Annotated in this window: 3 protein-coding genes and 1 pseudogene; all 4 read right to left on the bottom strand. The window is 74.8% G+C overall.

The window, feature by feature from the left end; all coding sequences use genetic code 11:
* Positions 1–4 precede the first annotated feature (4 nt).
* Positions 5–49: pseudogene (locus tag ACZ6D7_RS38975) on the bottom strand (hypothetical protein); the annotation flags it as partial.
* A gap of 57 nt (positions 50–106) precedes the next feature.
* Complete coding sequence (locus ACZ6D7_RS38970; protein WP_469501258.1) at positions 107–5614, bottom strand: type I polyketide synthase; 5508 nt, start codon at positions 5612–5614, stop codon at positions 107–109.
* Positions 5615–5666: 52 nt separating this feature from the next.
* Positions 5667–15818: an SDR family NAD(P)-dependent oxidoreductase gene (locus ACZ6D7_RS38965; RefSeq protein WP_469501255.1), complete on the bottom strand. Its 10152-nt coding sequence runs from the start codon at positions 15816–15818 to the stop codon at positions 5667–5669.
* A 114-nt stretch (positions 15819–15932) separates the two neighbouring features.
* Positions 15933–16958, bottom strand: a 1026-nt coding sequence (locus tag ACZ6D7_RS38960; protein WP_469501252.1) for an acyl carrier protein, incomplete at its 5' end; no start/stop codon positions are given.

The raw sequence follows: 16958 nt of genomic DNA, 5'->3' as shown, positions 1-16958 counted from the left end.
CGCCCAACTCGGCGGTGGCCCAGCGCAGATGCTCACGGAACTTGTCCACCTGCGCCGAGGACGAGGCCGGCTGTTGCTGCTGTGGTTGCGACACGGTGCCCTGCTCCTAGAGACGCTGCTTGTCCGTCTGCGCCCCGCCGTCGGCGGAGCGCAACTGGTGGAGAACCTCGAAGAGTTCGTCGTCGGACGCCGACGCGAGCCCCGCTGTCACGGGGCCGCCCTCGTCCCGACCGCCGTCCTGATCCGGTCCGCCGCCGGGCCAGCGGGAGACGAGGTCCCGCAGCCGGTGCGCGACCGTCTCCCTGGCCCTGGCGTCGGCGTCCTCGGCGACGGAGGCCAGGAACGCCTCCAGCCGGTCGAGTTCGGCCAGCGCCGGAGCCACGGTGGAACCGCCGCCGTCCGCCGCCCCGGTCAGTTCCGCGCCGAGGTGGTCGGCGAGGGCCTCGGCGGTCGGATGGTCGAAGATCAGCGTGCTCGGCAGGTCGATGCCGGTGGCGTCGTACAGCCTTTCCTGGAACTCCAGGTTGGACAGGGAGTCGAAGCCCAGGTCGACGAAGCCCTGCTGGGGCGGGATGTCCCGGGCCGACTGGCCGCCGCCCAGCACCACGGCCGCGTGCGAGCGGACCAGGTCGAGCAGGGCCCGCCGCCGCTCGGCCTCCGGCATCCCCTTCAGCTGCTCGGCATACGGGACCTCCGGGGCCGGGGTGGCCGGGGTGGCCGGGGTGGCCGGGGTGACGGATGTGGCCGAGGCGGGCGAGATGGCCGTGGCGTTCGCGTCGGTCGGTGCGGGGCTGCCCTTCGACGCCTCCCGTCGACCGGTGTCCGCCACCGCGCTCAGCAGCGCCGGCAGCCGCCCGTCGTCCCGGCGGTCCCGCAGCCGTGCCGGGTCGATGCCGAGGGGGACGAGGACCGGGGCGTCGGCCGTCGCGAGGGCGGCGTCGAACAGGTCCAGGGCGTCCGCCGTGGCGAGCGCCCGGATGCCGTCCTGCTCGATCCGGGCCCGGTCGGCCGCCGTCAAGTCGGCGGTGAGGGAGCTGCGTTCGGCCCACGGACCCCAGGCGAGGGAGCGGCCGGGCAGCCCCTGGGCGTGCCGGTGGTGGGCGAGGGCGTCCAGGAAGGCGTTGGCGGCCGCGTAGTTGGCCTGCCCGGCACCGCCGAACACACCGGACGCGGAGGAGAACGTCACGAACTCCGTCAGCGGCGTCTCGCGCGTCAGCTCGTGCAGATGCCAGGCCGCGTCCACCTTCGGCCGGAGCACGGTGGCGAGTCGGCCGTCCGTGAGCGAGCCGACCGAGGCGTCGGCCGTCACCCCGGCCACATGCACGACGGCCGTCAGGGGGTGCGCGGCGGGTACGGCGTCCAGGAGTGCCGCGAGCGCGTCCCGGTCGGCGGTGTCGCAGGCGGCCACGGTGACCCGCGCCCCCTCGGCGGCCAGTTCCGCCGCCAACTCGGCTGCCCCCGGCGTCTGTTCGCCCCGGCGGCCGGTCAGCAGCAGATGCCGGGCGCCCCGCGCGACCAGATGCCGGGCCACCAGCGCCCCCAGGGTGCCGGTGCCCCCGGTGACCAGCACGGTCCCGTCCGGATCGACGGCCGGAAGGCGGTCCACGGAGGCCTCGGGGGCCTCGGGGGCCGGAAGGTGATCCGCGGGCTCTGCCGGGGACAGCCGCGGTACCCACACCTCGCCGTCCCTCAGCGCGACCTCCGGCTCGTCCCGTACGGCGTCCAGTGCCCGTGCGAGCGCCCGCGGCCCGGGTGTCTCCGGGCCCGCCACCGTGAGCAGCCCGAACCGTCGCGGGTGCTCGGTCCGCGCGCTGCGCATCAGCCCGCGTACGGCGGCGTCGATGAGGGGTGCGGTGTCGATGAGCGGTGTGGCGTCGACGAGGGGCGCGGTGTTGACGAGGGGCGAGGCGTCCCGGGCGTCAGACGCCCCGGCCGCCTCCCGCGAGACCGTCACCAGCCTGCTCGACCTCAGCCCCGGCTCCGAGAGCCAGGTCCGCAGGACGGCGAGGAGAGCGACGGTCGTCGAGTGCACGGCTTCCGGGACGTCGGCCGAGGGTGGCACCGGCAGGCCGGAGACCGGGAGCAGGACCACGTTCGGCGCGGGCGCACCGGCGGCGACCGCCTCGACCAGGGCGCCCAGAGCGTCGTACCGGCGGTCGACGGCCACCGGCAGATCGTCCGCCGGGCCGAGCGCCACGACCACCATGTCCGCTGAGTCCACCGACTCCACGGGGCCTGGCAGTGCCGCCAGAGATGCCCACTCGGGCCGCAGCAGCATTCCTGCGCGCTCGGCGCCGCGCAGGGGGCGGGAGACGAGGGCGGTCACGGACAGCACGGGGACGCCCGCCGCGTCGGCGGCCCGCACGGTCACCGCGTGGGCGCCGTCCTCGGCGTACCCGTCGGCCGGAGCGATCCGTACCCGCAGGGCGCCCGCCCCGGACGCGCCCGTGGTCACGCCGTGCCAGACGTGCGGCACCCGGCGTTCCGCCAGGGCCCGCGGGTGCGCCGCCGTCCATGCCTGGAGCGCGGCGTCGAGCAGCGCGGGGTGCATGCCGTAGCGGCCGGCCTCCGTCCGCAGGCTGTCGGGCAGGGCGACCTCCGCGAAGACCTCGTCGCCCCGGCGCCACACGGACCGCGGCCCCCGGAAGGCGGGCCCGTAGGCGATGCCGTGGCGGGCGGCCCGCCGGTGGAGGTCGTCGATGTCGACGCCGACGGGCTCGGCGTCGCGCGGCGGCCATGTCACCAGGTCGGCGTCGGCCTCGTCCCGCGCCTCGACGGGAGAGAGGGTGCCGGTCGCGTGCCGGGTCCACCCCTGCTCGGGGCCCGGGCGGGCGGAGACGGTGAGGCGGCGCCGGCCGTCGGCGTCCGCAGCGGTGACGTGCAGCCGGAGCGCGCACCCGGTGGTGGGCAGCTCCAGCGGGGCGTGCAGGGTCAGTTCGGCGACCCGCGGGCAGTCGGCGCGCGCGCCGGCCCAGCCGGCCAGCTCCAGCAGCGCCGTACCCGGCACCACGAACCGACCGGCGACCGCATGGTCCGCGAGCCACGGATGGGTGGCCGTCGACAGCCGCCCCGTGAACAACAGGCCCTCGCCGTCGGGGAGTTCCACCGCCGCACCGAGCAGCGGATGTCCGGCGGGCGCGAGTCCGGCGGCCGTCGGGTCCGCGACGCGCGGGCCGTCGTCCAGCCAGTACCGGCGGCGACGGAAGGCGTACGTGGGCAGCTCGGCCGGGAACGGGCCGTCCGGGCCCGGCGCGGGGAAGGCCGCCGACCAGGTCACGGTCGCGGCGCTCACGTGCAGGCGGGCCAGCGCGGCCCACAGCGCGTCCTCCGTCCGGCCGCCGCCGACCGGGGACACGACGGTCCGCCCCGCGGGGAGGAGCGGGGCGACCGACCCCGACGGGCCGACCTCCACGAAGAGCCCGCGGTCGGCCAACTCGCCCACGATCCGCTCCAGTTCGCCGGGCGCGGTGGCCGTCAGCAGCGGGACGCGGGCGGTGCCCGGCTGCGGTGTCCCGCCGCCGCACAGCACCGCGCGGGCCGCCTCCTTCAGTGGTGTCGCGCCCGCGACACAGGCGGCGGCGAGCGCCGTCACCTCGTCCTCGCCGTCCCTCACGCCGACGACCGCCGTCGCGCGGACCCCGAACGCCTCCCACAGTCCGCCGAGGGCCACCAACACCGCCCAGCGGACCGCCGGTTCTGCCGGTTCAGCCGCTTCAGCCGGTTCCGCCGGTTCACCGGTCCCGCCGTGCAGCATGTCGCGCAGCGGCGGCAGGTCGGTGACCGCCCGCAGCGCCTCCTCGCACCGGTCCAGCCACTCACCGAACACCTCGGACGACGCGGCGAGCCGCGCGGCCCAGCCGAGATCCGCCGTCGGCCCCCGGTCGGCGAACACGAGCACGGCCCGGGCGTCCGACGCGACCTGCCCGTGCCCGAGGCCGGGGGCGTCACGCCCCTCGGCCAGCGCCGTCAGCCCCGCGAGCAGTGCGGCGCGGTCGGCGCCGAGCACCACCGCGCGGTGCTCGAACACCGATCTGCCCCGGGCCAGCGCGGCGCCCACCGCCTCGGCCGACAGTTCCGGACGCTCCGTCAGATGCGCGGCCAGCCGTGCCGCCTGGGCACGCAGCGCGTCCTCCGTACGACCGGACAGGACCCACGGCACGGCGCCGCCACCGGAACGGGTCCGAGCGGCGGGCGTGGGATCGCCCTGCTCCAGCACCACGTGGGCGTTGGTCCCGCTGACGCCGAAGGACGACACCCCCGCCCGCCGGGGCCGTCCGCCCGCCGGCCACTCCCGCCGCTCCGTGAGCAGCTTCACGGCGCCCGCCGACCAGTCCACGTGCGGATTCGGCGCGTCCACGTGCAGCGTGCGGGGCAGCACCCCGTGCTCCATCGCCTGCACCATCTTGATGACCCCGGCGACCCCGGCGGCGGCCTGCGCGTGCCCGATGTTCGACTTCACCGAGCCGAGCCACAACGGCCGTTCGGCAGGCCGGTCCTGCCCGTACGTGTCGATGAGTGCCTGCGCCTCGATCGGGTCCCCGAGCCTGGTGCCGGTGCCGTGCGCCTCGACCGCGTCCACGTCCGCCGCCGACAGCCCCGCCCGGTCCAGCGCCCGCCGGATCACCCGCCGCTGCGCCGGCCCGCTCGGCGCGGTCAGCCCGCTGCTGGCACCGTCCTGGTTGACGGCGCTGCCCCGGACCACGGCCAGCACCCGCCGCCCGTGCCGGCGGGCGTCGGACAGCCGCTCCAGCAACAGCATCCCGATGCCCTCACCGAGCGCGGTGCCGTCGGCCCCGGCAGCGAACGCCTTGCAGCGGGCGTCGCCCGCCAGCCCGCGCTGCCGACTGAACTCCAGCAGCGCCAGCGGCGACGCCATCACCGTGACACCACCGGCCAGCGCCAGCTCGCACTCACCGGCCCGCAGCGCCTGCGCCGCCTCGTGCAGCGCCACCAGCGACGACGAACAGGCCGTGTCCAGACTGATCGCCGGCCCCTCCAGACCGAGCGCGTACGCGACCCGGCCCGAGGCCACACTGCCCGTGCTGCCGTTGCCGAGATACCCCTCGAACTCGCCCGGCGCGTTGCGCAGTCGGGCCGCGTAGTCCTGGTAGATCACGCCCGCGAAGACCCCGGTACGGCTGCCGCGCAGCGACACCGGGTCGATGCCGGCGCGCTCGACTGCCTCCCAGGAGGTCTCCAGCAGCAGCCGCTGCTGGGGGTCGGTCGCCAGGGCCTCCCGGGCGCTCATCCCGAAGAACGCCGGGTCGAAGGCGGCCGGATCGTCCAGGAAGCCTCCCTCGCGGACCGTGACCTTGCCGGTGCGGGCCGGGTCCGGGTCGTACAGGTCCGGGTCCCAGCCGCGGTCGGCCGGCAGCGGCGCGATGACGTCCCGGCCCTCGGCGACCAGCCGCCACAGGTCCTCGGGGGAGGCGACGCCACCCGGGTAGCGGCAGGCCATGCCGACGATCGCGATCGGCTCGCGCGCCGCCGACTCGACCTCCTGGAGCCGCTGCCGGGTCCTGCGCAGGTCCAGGGTCAGCCGCTTCAGGGCGTCCACGACCTTCGCCTCGGCGCCCAGAGGGCCTGAGTCCCCGCGAGGGGCGTCGCTCGTCATGGTTGCGTCAGCCTTCTTCCGTGCGTGAGGGGGGTGCGGGTCGTCGGCCATGTCAGGACTTGCGCAGCTCGTCGTCGACGATGGTGAGGATGTCGTCGAGGGACGCGTTGTCGAACTCGCTCTCGAACTCGCCGAATTCGGTGGTGTGTTGGCCGGGGGAGGCGCCGGTGGTGAGGGTCGCCTCCCGGACCGCACCGGCGGGGACCAGCCGGTCGAGCAGCTCACTCAGTCGCGCCGCCACCTGCTCGCGCTCGGCGGTGCCCGTACTGTCCGCCGTCAGGAGTCCCGAGGCGAGAAGCCCGGCCTCCAGGTTGTCCACCGCGGCCAACCCGCCCCCGGACGGCGGCTCCTCCTGCTCCCCGGGACCCTCGGTGGCGTGCAGCAGCTCGTCCAGGTGGACGGCGACCGCCGACGCGGTGGGGTGGTCGAAGATCAGGGTCGCGGGCAGCCGTAGCCCGGTGGCCGCGTTGAGCAGGTTGCGCAGCTCCACCGCGCGCAGCGAGTCGAAGCCCGCGTCGAGCAGGCCGCGCTCGGGGTCGACCGCGTCGGGGGAGGCGTGGCCGAGCACCGCCGCCACCTGTCGTCGTACCAACTCCCGCAGCGTGTGGGCTCGTTCGCCGGGGGTCAGCCCGGTGAGCGAGAGGACCGGAGCGGCCGTGGCGGTACTGGTGTCGGCACCAGTACCCGTACCAGTACCTGCGGCTGCCGCCGCTCGTGGCCGTTCCGTCCGGGGGGCCAGCTCCCGCAGCAGCGGCCGGGTGCCGGCCTGCCCGCGCAGTGCCTGCCGGTCCAGCCGGACCGGGACGAGCAGCGCGCGCTCCTGTCCCAGCGCCCGATCGAAGAGCGCCAGCCCGTCCTCGGTCGGCAGGGGCAGTACGCCGGCCCGCCGCATCCGCGCCAGATCGGCCGGGGCGAGGCCGCCGGTCAGCCCGCTGACCTCCTCCCACAGCCCCCACGCGAGGGACACCGCGGGCAGCCCCCGCGCCCGGCGGTGCGCGGCGAGAGCGTCCACGTAGGCGTTGGCGGCCGCGTAGTTGGCCTGCCCGGCGTTGCCGAGCAGCCCGCCCGCCGCCGAGAACAGCACGAACGCCTTGAGGGGTTGGTGGCGGGTGAGGTGGTGCAGGTGCCAGGCGGCGTCGGCTTTGGGTCGCAGGACGGTGGTGACGCGGTCCGGGGTGAGGGTGTCGAGGGTGGCGTCGTCGAGGGTGCCGGCGGTGTGGACGACGGCGGTGAGTGGGTGTTCGTGGGGGATGTGGGTGAGCGCCTCGGCCAGGGCGGTGCGGTCGGAGACGTCGCAGGCGGTGAGGGTGACGGTGGTGCCGTGTGCTTCGAGTTCGGTGCGGAGTCGGTGGGCGCCGGGGGCGTGGGGTCCTTGTCGGCTGAGGAGGTGGAGGTGGCGTACGCCGTGGTGGGTGACGAGGTGGTGGGCGAGCAGCGAACCGAGGGTGCCGGTCCCGCCCGTGATCAGGACGGTGCCCTCCGGATCCCACCGCGCCGCCTCGCCCGCCGGGGCCTGCGACCGGGTCAGCCGGGGCACGAGAAGCCGGCCGTCACGCACGGCGTACTGCCCCTCCGCGCCCTCGCCCGACGCCACGGCCGCCACCACAGCGCGTACGGCGTCCGGCTCGTCGATGTCGGCGATCGTCACCCGCCCCGGATGCTCGGTCTGGGCGGACCGCACCAGACCCCACACGGCCGCCGCCCCCAGGTCGGAGACGTCCGCACCCTCCTCCACGGCCACCGCGCCCCGGGTGACCAGCACCAGACGCCCGTCGGCGAAGCGGTCGTCGGCCAGCCACTCCCGCAGCAGATCCAGCGCCCGGGTCACCGACTCGCCCGCCGATTCCTCCCGTGAGGGTGCCCAGGGGACGACCACCACCCCGGGCGGCGCGTCGGCGAGCGCGCCGAAACCGGGGGCCGCGGCCGCGATGCCGAGAGCCGGGCTCAGCCCGAACGGATCCGGCCCGACGACAGCAGCGCGGGCGGCCGGGGGCGCGGGTGCCGCCGCCGGGGCGGCCTCCGTCCACGTCAGCTCGAACAGCGTGTCCGTCGCCGTGACCGCACGGCTCGCGGCGGCCAACTGCTCCCGCGCCACCGGCCGTACGGCCAGTGAGGACACGGTCGCCACCGGTACGCCGTCCTGGTCGGCCACGGTCAGCGTGAGCGCGTCCGGCCCCAGGGGCGCGAGCCGTACGCGGAGGGCGGTGGCGCCGGTGGCGTGCAGGGTGACACCGTTCCAGGCGAACGGCAGCCGGACCTCGTCGTCGCCGTCGATCAGACTGGTGTGCAGGGCCGCGTCGAGGAGCGCGGGATGCAGACCGTACCGGTCGGCCGTACCCTGCTCGGCCTGCGCGAGCCGCACCTCGGCGAACAGCTCTCCGCCGCGCCGCCACGCCGCGTGCAGGCCCTGGAAGGCGGCCCCGTATCCGAACCCTCGCTCGGCCAGCCTCGGGTAGAGCCCGGTGACGTCGACGGGCTGCGCACCGACGGGCGGCCAGGCGGTCAGGTCCCCGCCGGGGCGTGCCGCACCGCTCGTCACGGAACCTGTGGCGTGGTGGGTCCAGGGGGTGTCGTCCGCCGACCGCTCGGGACGGCTGTGGATCCTCACCGCCCGGCGTCCGGTCCCGTCCGGCGCGTCGACGGTGACCTGAAGCCGAACGACGTCGTCCTCGGGCAGGACCAGCGGCGCTTGGAGCGTCAGTTCCTCCAGTACGTCGCACCCGGCCCGGTCGGCGGCCTGGACGGCCAGCTCCACGAGCCCGGTCCCGGGGACGAGCACCGTGCCCCATACGGCGTGGTCGGCCAGCCAGGGATGCGTGTGCGTGGACAGCCGCCCGGTGAGGACGAACGCGTCGCTGCCGGCCAGGGGGATCGTGGTGTCGAGCAGGGGGTGCTCGGTGGTGGCCGTGGGTGTGGAGTCGAGCCAGTAGCGGTCGCGTTGGAAGGGGTAGGTGGGGAGGTCGGTGGGGGTGGTCGATGCCGGTGTGGTGGGCCAGGTGAGGGGGGTGCCGTGGGTGTGGAGATGGGCGGCGGAGGTGAGGAGGCGTTGCCAGCCGCCTTCGTCGCGGCGGAGGGTGCCGGTGACGGTGGCTTCGGTGGTTTCGTCGATGGCGGGGACGAGAACCGGGTGGGGGCTGCATTCGAGGTAGGCGGTGTGCCCGTCGGTGGTCAGCAGCTTGAGGGTGGGGTGGAGGAGGACGGTCTGGCGGAGGTTGGTGTACCAGTAGGCCGCGTCGAGTTGTGCGGTGTCGATCAGCGCGGCGGACACCGTGGAGTAGAAGGGGACGGTGCTGGTGCGGGGGCTGATGCCGGCGAGGAGTTCGGCCAGGTCCGTCTCTATGGCTTCGACGTGGGGGGTGTGGGAGGCGTAGTCGACGTCGATGCGGCGGGCGCGGATCTCCTCCGCCTCGCAGTGGGCGAGTAGTTCGTCGAGGGCGGTGGCGTCTCCTGCTACGACGGTGGCCTGGGGGCCGTTGAGGGCGGCGACGGATATTCGGCCGTCCCAGCGCTCGATGAGTTCGGTCGCGTCGGCCGGTGCCAGGGGGAGGGAGACCATGCCGCCGTGTCCGGCGATCTTGAGGATGGCGCGGCTGCGGAGGGCGGCGACTTTCGCGCCGTCTTCGAGGGAGAGGGCTCCGGCGACGACGGCGGCGGCGATCTCGCCCTGCGAGTGCCCCACCACAGCGGCCGGCTCGACGCCGAGGGACCGCCAGACGGCGGCCAGCGACACCATCACCGCGAACAGCGCGGGCTGGACGACGTCGACCCGGGTCAACGGCTGTCCGTCACGCAGTACTTCGGTCAGCGACCACTCCACGTGCGGGGCGAGCGCGGCTTCGCATGCGGCGATCGATGCGGCGAACACCTGTGAGGTGTCGAGGAGTTCGACGGCCATCCCGGTCCACTGTGATCCCTGGCCGGGGAACACGAACACCGGCCGCCCCGCGTCTCCCTGCCCGGTGACGACACCCGGCGCCTCGACGCCCTCCGCCAACGCGGCGAGCGAGTCCAGCAGTTGCTCCCGGTCGGCGCCCACCAACACCGCCCGCCGCTCGAAGTCGGCGCGGCCGGTCGTCAGGGCGTGGGCGACCTCCGCCGGCGTCCACTCGGGGTGCTCGGTGACCGCGTTCCTCAGTCGGGCCGCCTGGGCGCGCAGGGCCTCGGGGGAGCGTGCGGAGAGCGGCCAGGCTGCGACGGCCGGGCGGTCCGGCGCCGGCTCGGGGCGGGACTCCTGTGGTGCCTGTTCCAGGATGACGTGCGCGTTCGTCCCGCTGATGCCGAAGGCGGACACGCCCGCGCGGCGCGGACGTTCGCCGGTCGGCCACTCGTGCTGTTCGGTGAGCAGCTCCACCGTTCCGGCGGACCAGTCGACGTGGGTCGTGGGTTCGGTGATGTGCAGGGTCCTCGGCAGGACGCCGTGCCGCAGCGCCAGCACCATCTTCATCACGCCCGCCACCCCGGCGGCGGCCTGCGTGTGGCCGATGTTGGACTTCAACGAGCCCAGCCGCAACGGCCGTTCGACGGGCCGGTCCTGCCCGTAGGTGGCGATGAGGGCCTGCGCCTCGATGGGGTCGCCGAGGCGGGTGCCGGTGCCGTGCGCCTCGACGGCGTCCACGTCCGCCGGGTCCAGGCCGGCGTCGGCCAGCGCCGCTCGGATGACACGCTGCTGGGAGGGGCCGTTCGGCGCGGTGAGGCCGTTGGAGGCGCCGTCCTGGTTGAGCGCGGAGCCCCGGACGACCGCCAGGACGGGGTGACCGTTGCGCCGCGCGTCCGACAACCGTTCCAGCACCAGGACGCCCGCGCCCTCGGCCAGGCCGAAGCCGTCCGCGTCGTCCGAGAACGCCTTGCAGCGCGAGGTCTCCGACAGCGCGCCCATCCGGCGGAAGCCGATGAAGATATCGGGCGTGGGCATCACCACCACACCGCCCGCGAAGGCCAGTTCGCTCTCCCCGCGCCGCAGCGACTGCACGGCCAGGTGCAGGGCGACCAGTGAGGACGAGCACGCCGTGTCGACGGTGATCGCCGGCCCTTCGAGACCGTACGCGTACGCCAGCCGGCCGGAGATCACGCTCGTGACACTGCCGGTGATGACGTAGTCCCGCACGGCCGGGGGCGCGTCGCTCGACCGTGGGCCGTAGGAGTGGGACATCGCGCCGACGAAGACGCCGGTCCGGCTGCCGCGCAGCGACGTCGGATCGACGCCCGCCCGCTCGCACGCCTCCCAGGAGGTTTCGAGGAGCAGCCGCTGCTGCGGGTCCATGGCCATGGCCTCGCGCGGGCTGATCCCGAAGAAGTCCGCGTCGAACGCGCTCACGTCCCGCAGAAAGCCGCCCTTCAGCAACTCGGGGTCGTCGACGCCGAAGGCGGCCCCCGCCCGCAGCCAGCCCCGGTCGGCGGGCGGGCCGGAGACCAGGTCCGCACCCTGCGCGAGCACCCGCCAGAGGGCCTCGGGGGAGTCCACGCCCCCGGGGAAACGGCACCCCATGCCCACGATCGCCACGGCGTCCTCGGCGTCCTCGGCCGGCTCCTGGGAGTGGGCGGTCGTCCGGTTGGCGGGCACCCCGCTGACCTGCTTCGCGTCGGTGAGCCGCGTGTCGGTCGGGGGAAGAACCAGCTCACGCAGCCGCCCGACGAGCGCGAGCGGAGTCGGATGGTCGAAGACGAGGGTGGCGGGCAGCTTAAGCCCGGTGGCGGCGTTCAGCCGGTTGCGCAGTTCCACCGCCGTGAGGGACTCGAAGCCCAGGTCCTTGAAGGCCCGGTCGGGGCGGATCGTCTCGGTCGCGGATCGCCCGAGCACGGCGTTCGCGTGCGCGCCGACGAGGTCAAGCAGAACCCGGTCCCCGTCCGCCCCCGACAGCCCGGCCACCCGCTCACGCAGCGCGGACCCGGCGGCCGACGGTTCGGCCGAACCCCCGGCCGAGCCGTCGGACGCACCCTGCGCCGTACGCTCCGACACGGCCCGCGCGGGGGCCAGTTCGGACAGCAGCCGGCTCGGCCGCACGGCCGTGAACAGGGGAACGAACCGCTCCCAGTCGATGTCCGAGACGGCCACGAACGTGTCGTCCTGGTCGAGCGCCTGCTCCAGAGCCGCGAGGGCCGACTCGGCCGGCATCAGCGGAAGCCCCTGTCGGCGCACCCGCTCGCGCCGCGCCTCCACGTCCGTGTCACCCAGGTTCTTCCAGGTGTTGACCGCGTCCTCCCACACGCCCCACGCCACCGAGGTCATGGGCAGGCCCCGGGCCCGGCCGCGCTCGGCCATCGCGTCCAGCGCGGCATTGGCCGCCGCGTACGCCGCGTGGTCGCCGCTGCCCCAGAACGCGGCGATCGAGGAGAACAGCACGAACGCGTCCAGCTCCTCGGCGTCCAGCAGCTCCGCGAGATGCCCGGCGCCGCCCAGCTTGGCGGCCAGTACGGCGTCGAAGCTCTCCAGGGTCGTGCCGTCGACCGGCGCCAGCTCGATGTGGGCGGCGGTGTGCAGCACGGTCCGCACGGTGTGGCCGTCCGCCCGCAGCCGTGCGAGCAGCTGTGCGACCGATTCCCGGTCGGACACATCACACGCGGCCACCGTCACGGCGACGCCCAGCGCGGTCAGTTCGGACGACAGCGCGGCGGCGCCCGGCGCGTCCGGTCCCGAACGGCTCACCAGCACCAGGTGCTCGGCCCCCGTCTCCGCCAGCCGCCGGGCCAGCCGGGGCGCGAGACTGCCCGTGCCACCCGTGACGAGCACCGTGCCCCGAGGCTGCCACCGCCGCACCGGCCGGGCGTTCCCGACCGCCGCGCTCACCATCCGACGGGCCACGGCACCGCCCGCGCGGACCGCCACCTGGTCCTCGGCCACGCCCGGTTCACCGGCCACGGTGCGGAGCAGCAGCGCGAGGGACCCGCCGTCGGGCTCCGCGGGGAGATCCACCAACCCGCCCCAGACGTAGGGGAGTTCCAGAGCGATGACGCGGCCGAGACCCCAGATCTGGGCCTGCGTCGGATCGGCCGGGCCGTCCGCCGCACCGGTGGACACCGCCCCGTGCGTGGCGCACCACAGCGGCGCGCGCAGTCCGAGGTCGTGCAGTGCCTGGGCCAGCGTCAGCGTGAGGGCGACGCCTGTGGTGAGGATCCGGTTCCCCGGACGCGTCCGGTCGTCGCGGGCCAGGAAGGACAGCACCCCCGCGGGACCCTCCGCCCCGCCGTCCAGGGCGCGCAGCCGCTCCGCCAGCGCTGCCCGGTCCGTGTCGGCCGCCGACAGTTCCACGACGACGGTCCGCGCGCCGTCCTCGGCGAACCGCCGCGTCGCCGCCGTCACCCAGGCGTCATCGGCGTACCCCTCGGGGACCAAGACCCACCAGGTGCCGGCCGGCCGAGCCGCCGCGCCCGCGGTCCCGGCCCGGTCCCCGGCCCGGTCCTCGGCCACCGGCCGCCATGCCACGCCGTACCGCCATCCGTCGACACCGGACGGGCCCCCGCTCTCCTCGGCGGCCAGGTCCTCGATCCACAGGTGGCGGTGCTGGAAGGGGTAGGTGGGGAGGTCGATGGGGGCGGCTGGTGCATGTGTGGTCGGCCAGGTGAGGGACGTTCCGTGGACGTGGAGGTGGGCTGCGGAGGTGAGGAGGCGTTGCCAGCCGCCTTCGTCGCGGCGGAGGGTGCCGGTGACCGTGCCGTCCGTGGTTTCGTCGATGGCGGGGACGAGGACGGGGTGGGGGCTGCATTCGAGGAATGCGGTGTGGCCGTCGGTCGTGAGGAGCTTGAGGGTGGGGTGGAGGAGGACGGTCTGGCGGAGGTTGGTGTACCAGTAGGCGGCGTCGAGTTGTGCGGTGTCGATCAAGGTGCCCGTGACCGTCGAGTAGAAGGGCACGGTGCTCGTGCGGGGGCTGATGCCGGCGAGGAGTTCGGCCAGGTCCGTCTCTATGGCTTCGACGTGGGGGGTGTGGGAGGCGTAGTCGACGTCGATGCGGCGGGCGCGGATCTCCTCCGCCTCGCAGTGGGCGAGTAGTTCGTCGAGGGCGGTGGCGTCTCCGGCGACGACGGTGGCCTGGGGGCCGTTGAGGGCGGCGACGGATATTCGGCCGTCCCAGCGCTCGATGAGTTCGGTCGCGTCGGCCGGTGCCAGGGGGAGGGAGACCATGCCGCCGTGTCCGGCGATCTTGAGGATGGCTCGGCTGCGGAGGGCGGCGACTTTCGCGCCGTCTTCGAGGGAGAGGGCTCCGGCGACGACGGCGGCGGCGATCTCGCCCTGCGAGTGCCCCACCACAGCGGCCGGTTCGACTCCCAGAGACCGCCACACCGCGGCCAGCGACACCATCACCGCGAACAGTGCGGGCTGGACGACGTCGACCCGGGTCAACGGCTGGCCGTCACGCAGAACTTCGCTCAGCGACCATTCCACGTGCGGGGCGAGCGCGGCCTCGCATGCGGCGATCGACTCGGCGAACACTTGGGATGTGTCGAGGAGTTCGACGGCCATCCCGGTCCACTGTGATCCCTGGCCGGGAAACACGAACACCGGCCGCCCGGCCTTCCCCTGGCCCGTGACGACTGCGGCGGCCTCGGTCCCCTCCGCCAACGCGGCGAGTCCGTCCAGCAGTTGCTCCCGATCCACCCCGAGCACCACCGCCCGCTGCTCCAGCGAGGCCCGCTGGGTCAGCAGGGCGTGGCTCACGTGACGTACGTCCGCCGAAGTGCCCCGGACGAATGCCGCCAGCCGCTCCGCCTGCGCGCGCAGGGCGTCGGCGGAACGTGCGGAGAACACGAGCGGCACGAGCGGGGTGAGTGGGGCGATCGCCGCGGGCGCGGCTGCCGCGGCAGCGGTCGCGGGCCGTGTCTCCTCCGGCGCCTGTTCCAGAATGATGTGCGCGTTCGTCCCGCTGATGCCGAAGGACGACACGGCGGCCCGGCGCGGACGGTCGACCTCGGGCCACTCCCGCTGCTCGGTGAGCAGCCGAACGCCGCCCTCGCTCCAGTCGACGTGCGGGGTGGGTTCGTCCACGTGGAGCGTGGCGGGCAGCACCCCGTGCTCCAGCGCCTTGACCATCTTGATGACGCCGCCGATGCCCGCGGCGGCTTGCGCGTGTCCGATGTTGGACTTCAACGAGCCGAGCCACAACGGCCGTTCGGCGGGCCGGTCCTGTCCGTACGTGTCGATGAGTGCCTGCGCCTCGATCGGGTCGCCGAGCTTGGTGCCGGTGCCGTGCGCCTCGACGGCGTCCACGTCCGCCGGTGCCAGCCGGGCGCTCTTGAGCGCCTGCCGGATGGCGCGCTCCTGCGCGGGGCCGTTCGGCGCCGAGAAGCCGCTGCTGCTGCCGTCCTGGTTGACGGCCGAGCCCCGGACGACCGCCAGGATCCGGTGGCCGTTGCGCCGCGCGTCCGACAGCCGCTCCAGGACCAGGACGCCCACGCCCTCGGCCCAGCCCGTGCCCTCCGCGCCCGCCGCGAAGGACCGGCAGCGACCGTCCGGGGACAGCGCGCGCTGCCGGCTGAACTCGACGAAGCCGACCGGCGAGGTCATCACCGTCACGCCGCCCGCGAGCGCCAGCTCGCTCTCGCCCGAGCGCAGCGACTGCGCCGCCAGGTGCAGGGCGACCAGCGAGGACGAGCATGCCGTGTCGACGGTGACCGCCGGGCCCTCCAGCCCCAGCGTGTAGGCGACGCGGCCCGACACCACGCTGCCCAGGCTGCCCGTCATCAGGTAGCCCTCCAGGTCCTCGGGGGTCCGGCGCATCCGGGACGCGTAGTCCTGGTGCATCACGCCCGCGAAGACGCCGGTCCGGCTGCCGCGCACCGACGTCGGGTCGACGCCCGCGCGCTCCAGCGCCTCCCACGACACTTCGAGGAGCAGCCGCTGCTGCGGGTGCATCGCCAGGGCCTCGCGCGGGCTGATGCCGAAGAAGTCCGGGTCGAAGAGCGAGGCGCCGCGCAGGAACCCGCCGGAACGCGTGTAGCTCCGGCCGGTCGCCTCGGGGTCCGGGTCGTACAGGCCCGGCAGGTCCCATCCGCGGTCCTGCGGGAACCCGGAGATCGCGTCGGTGCCGTCCGCCACCAGCTGCCACAGCTCCTCGGGAGACGTGACGTCCCCCGGGTAGCGGCAGGCCATGCCGACGATCGCGATGGGCTCCGAGACCGCCCTGGCCAGCGCACGGTTCTGCTGCCGCAGGGACTCGGCTTCCTTGAGCGAGGTCCGCAGCGCCTTGACGACTTCTTCATTCGACGCGGTCAACGAAAACTCCGAGGCTCTGGAGGAGGACTACGGCACGTCCGGGAGGGGTGGTGGGTCGGGGAGGGCGGGGGAGCAGAGGGAGCAGAGGGAGCAGAGAGAACAGGGGGAAGAGGGTCACGTGTCGCCGAGGGCGGCCCGGACCAGGTCGTCCAGGTCCATCTCGTCGATCGAGCTGCCGGCCTCGCCGGCGCCCTCGTCGTCGTACGCGTCGTCGTGCGCGTCGGCGTATTCGTCGGTGTGTCCGTCGGTGTGTCCGTCGGTGTGTCCGTCGGGGTGCGACTCCTCCGCGGAGGACGCCGTGGCCGCCTCCGGTGCGGGGAAGAGCCTGTCGTCCAGGAAACGGGCCACGGCCGCCGGTGTGGGGTGGTTGAAGACGAGGGTGGCGGGCAGGCGCAGCCCGGCCTCCGTACCGAGACGGTTGCGCAGTTCCAGGGCGGTGAGCGAGTCCACGCCCAACTCCAGGAAACCCCGCTCGGGATCGACGCGCTGGGAATCCGTGTGCCCGAGGACGACGGCCACATGACGGCGCACCAGGTCGAGCAGCGCCCGGGCCCGGTCGTTCGGCGCCAGCTCCGCGAGCCGGTCGCGCAGCACCGCCGTACCGCTCTCGGCGGAGCCGGAACCTGAGACGGAGGCGGTGCCCGCCCCGGCGCCGGTCGCCGCACGCCGTACGGCGGGCCGCACCAGCCCGCTCAGCAGCGCGGGCACCTCGCCGCCGGCCCGCGCCGCCGTCAGATCGAGCCGCGCGGGCACCAGCACCGCACGGTCGGGCCGTACGGCGACGGCCCGCAGCGCCGCGTCGAACAGGGCGAGCCCCTCCTCGGACGCCATGCCGACGAGCCCCGTACGGCGCAGCCGACGCAGGTCGGCCTCACCGAGGTGCCCGGTCATCCCGCTGGCCTCCGCCCACAGGCCCCACGCGAGGGACAGGGCCGGCAGCCCCTCGGCCCGTCGCCGCACGGCGAGCGCGTCGAGGAAGGCGTTGGCGGCCGCGTAACTCGCCTGGCCCGCCTGCCCCAGCACACCCGCCGCCGAGGAGAACACGACGAACGCCTTGAGGGGTTGGTGGCGGGTGAGGTGGTGCAGGTGCCAGGCGGCGTCGGCTTTGGGTCGCAGGACGGTGGTGACGCGGTCCGGGGT

This window comes from Streptomyces sp. NPDC041784, assembly GCF_055591025.1.
Note: the sequence above shows the minus strand (reverse complement) of the source record. Positions and strands in the feature narration are given on the sequence as shown.

Excerpts from the sequence above, each read along its gene's own strand:
- ACZ6D7_RS38970 (WP_469501258.1), bottom strand. The coding sequence starts at position 5,614 with ATGACGAGCGACGCCCCTCGCGGGGACTCAGGCCCTCTGGGCGCCGAG.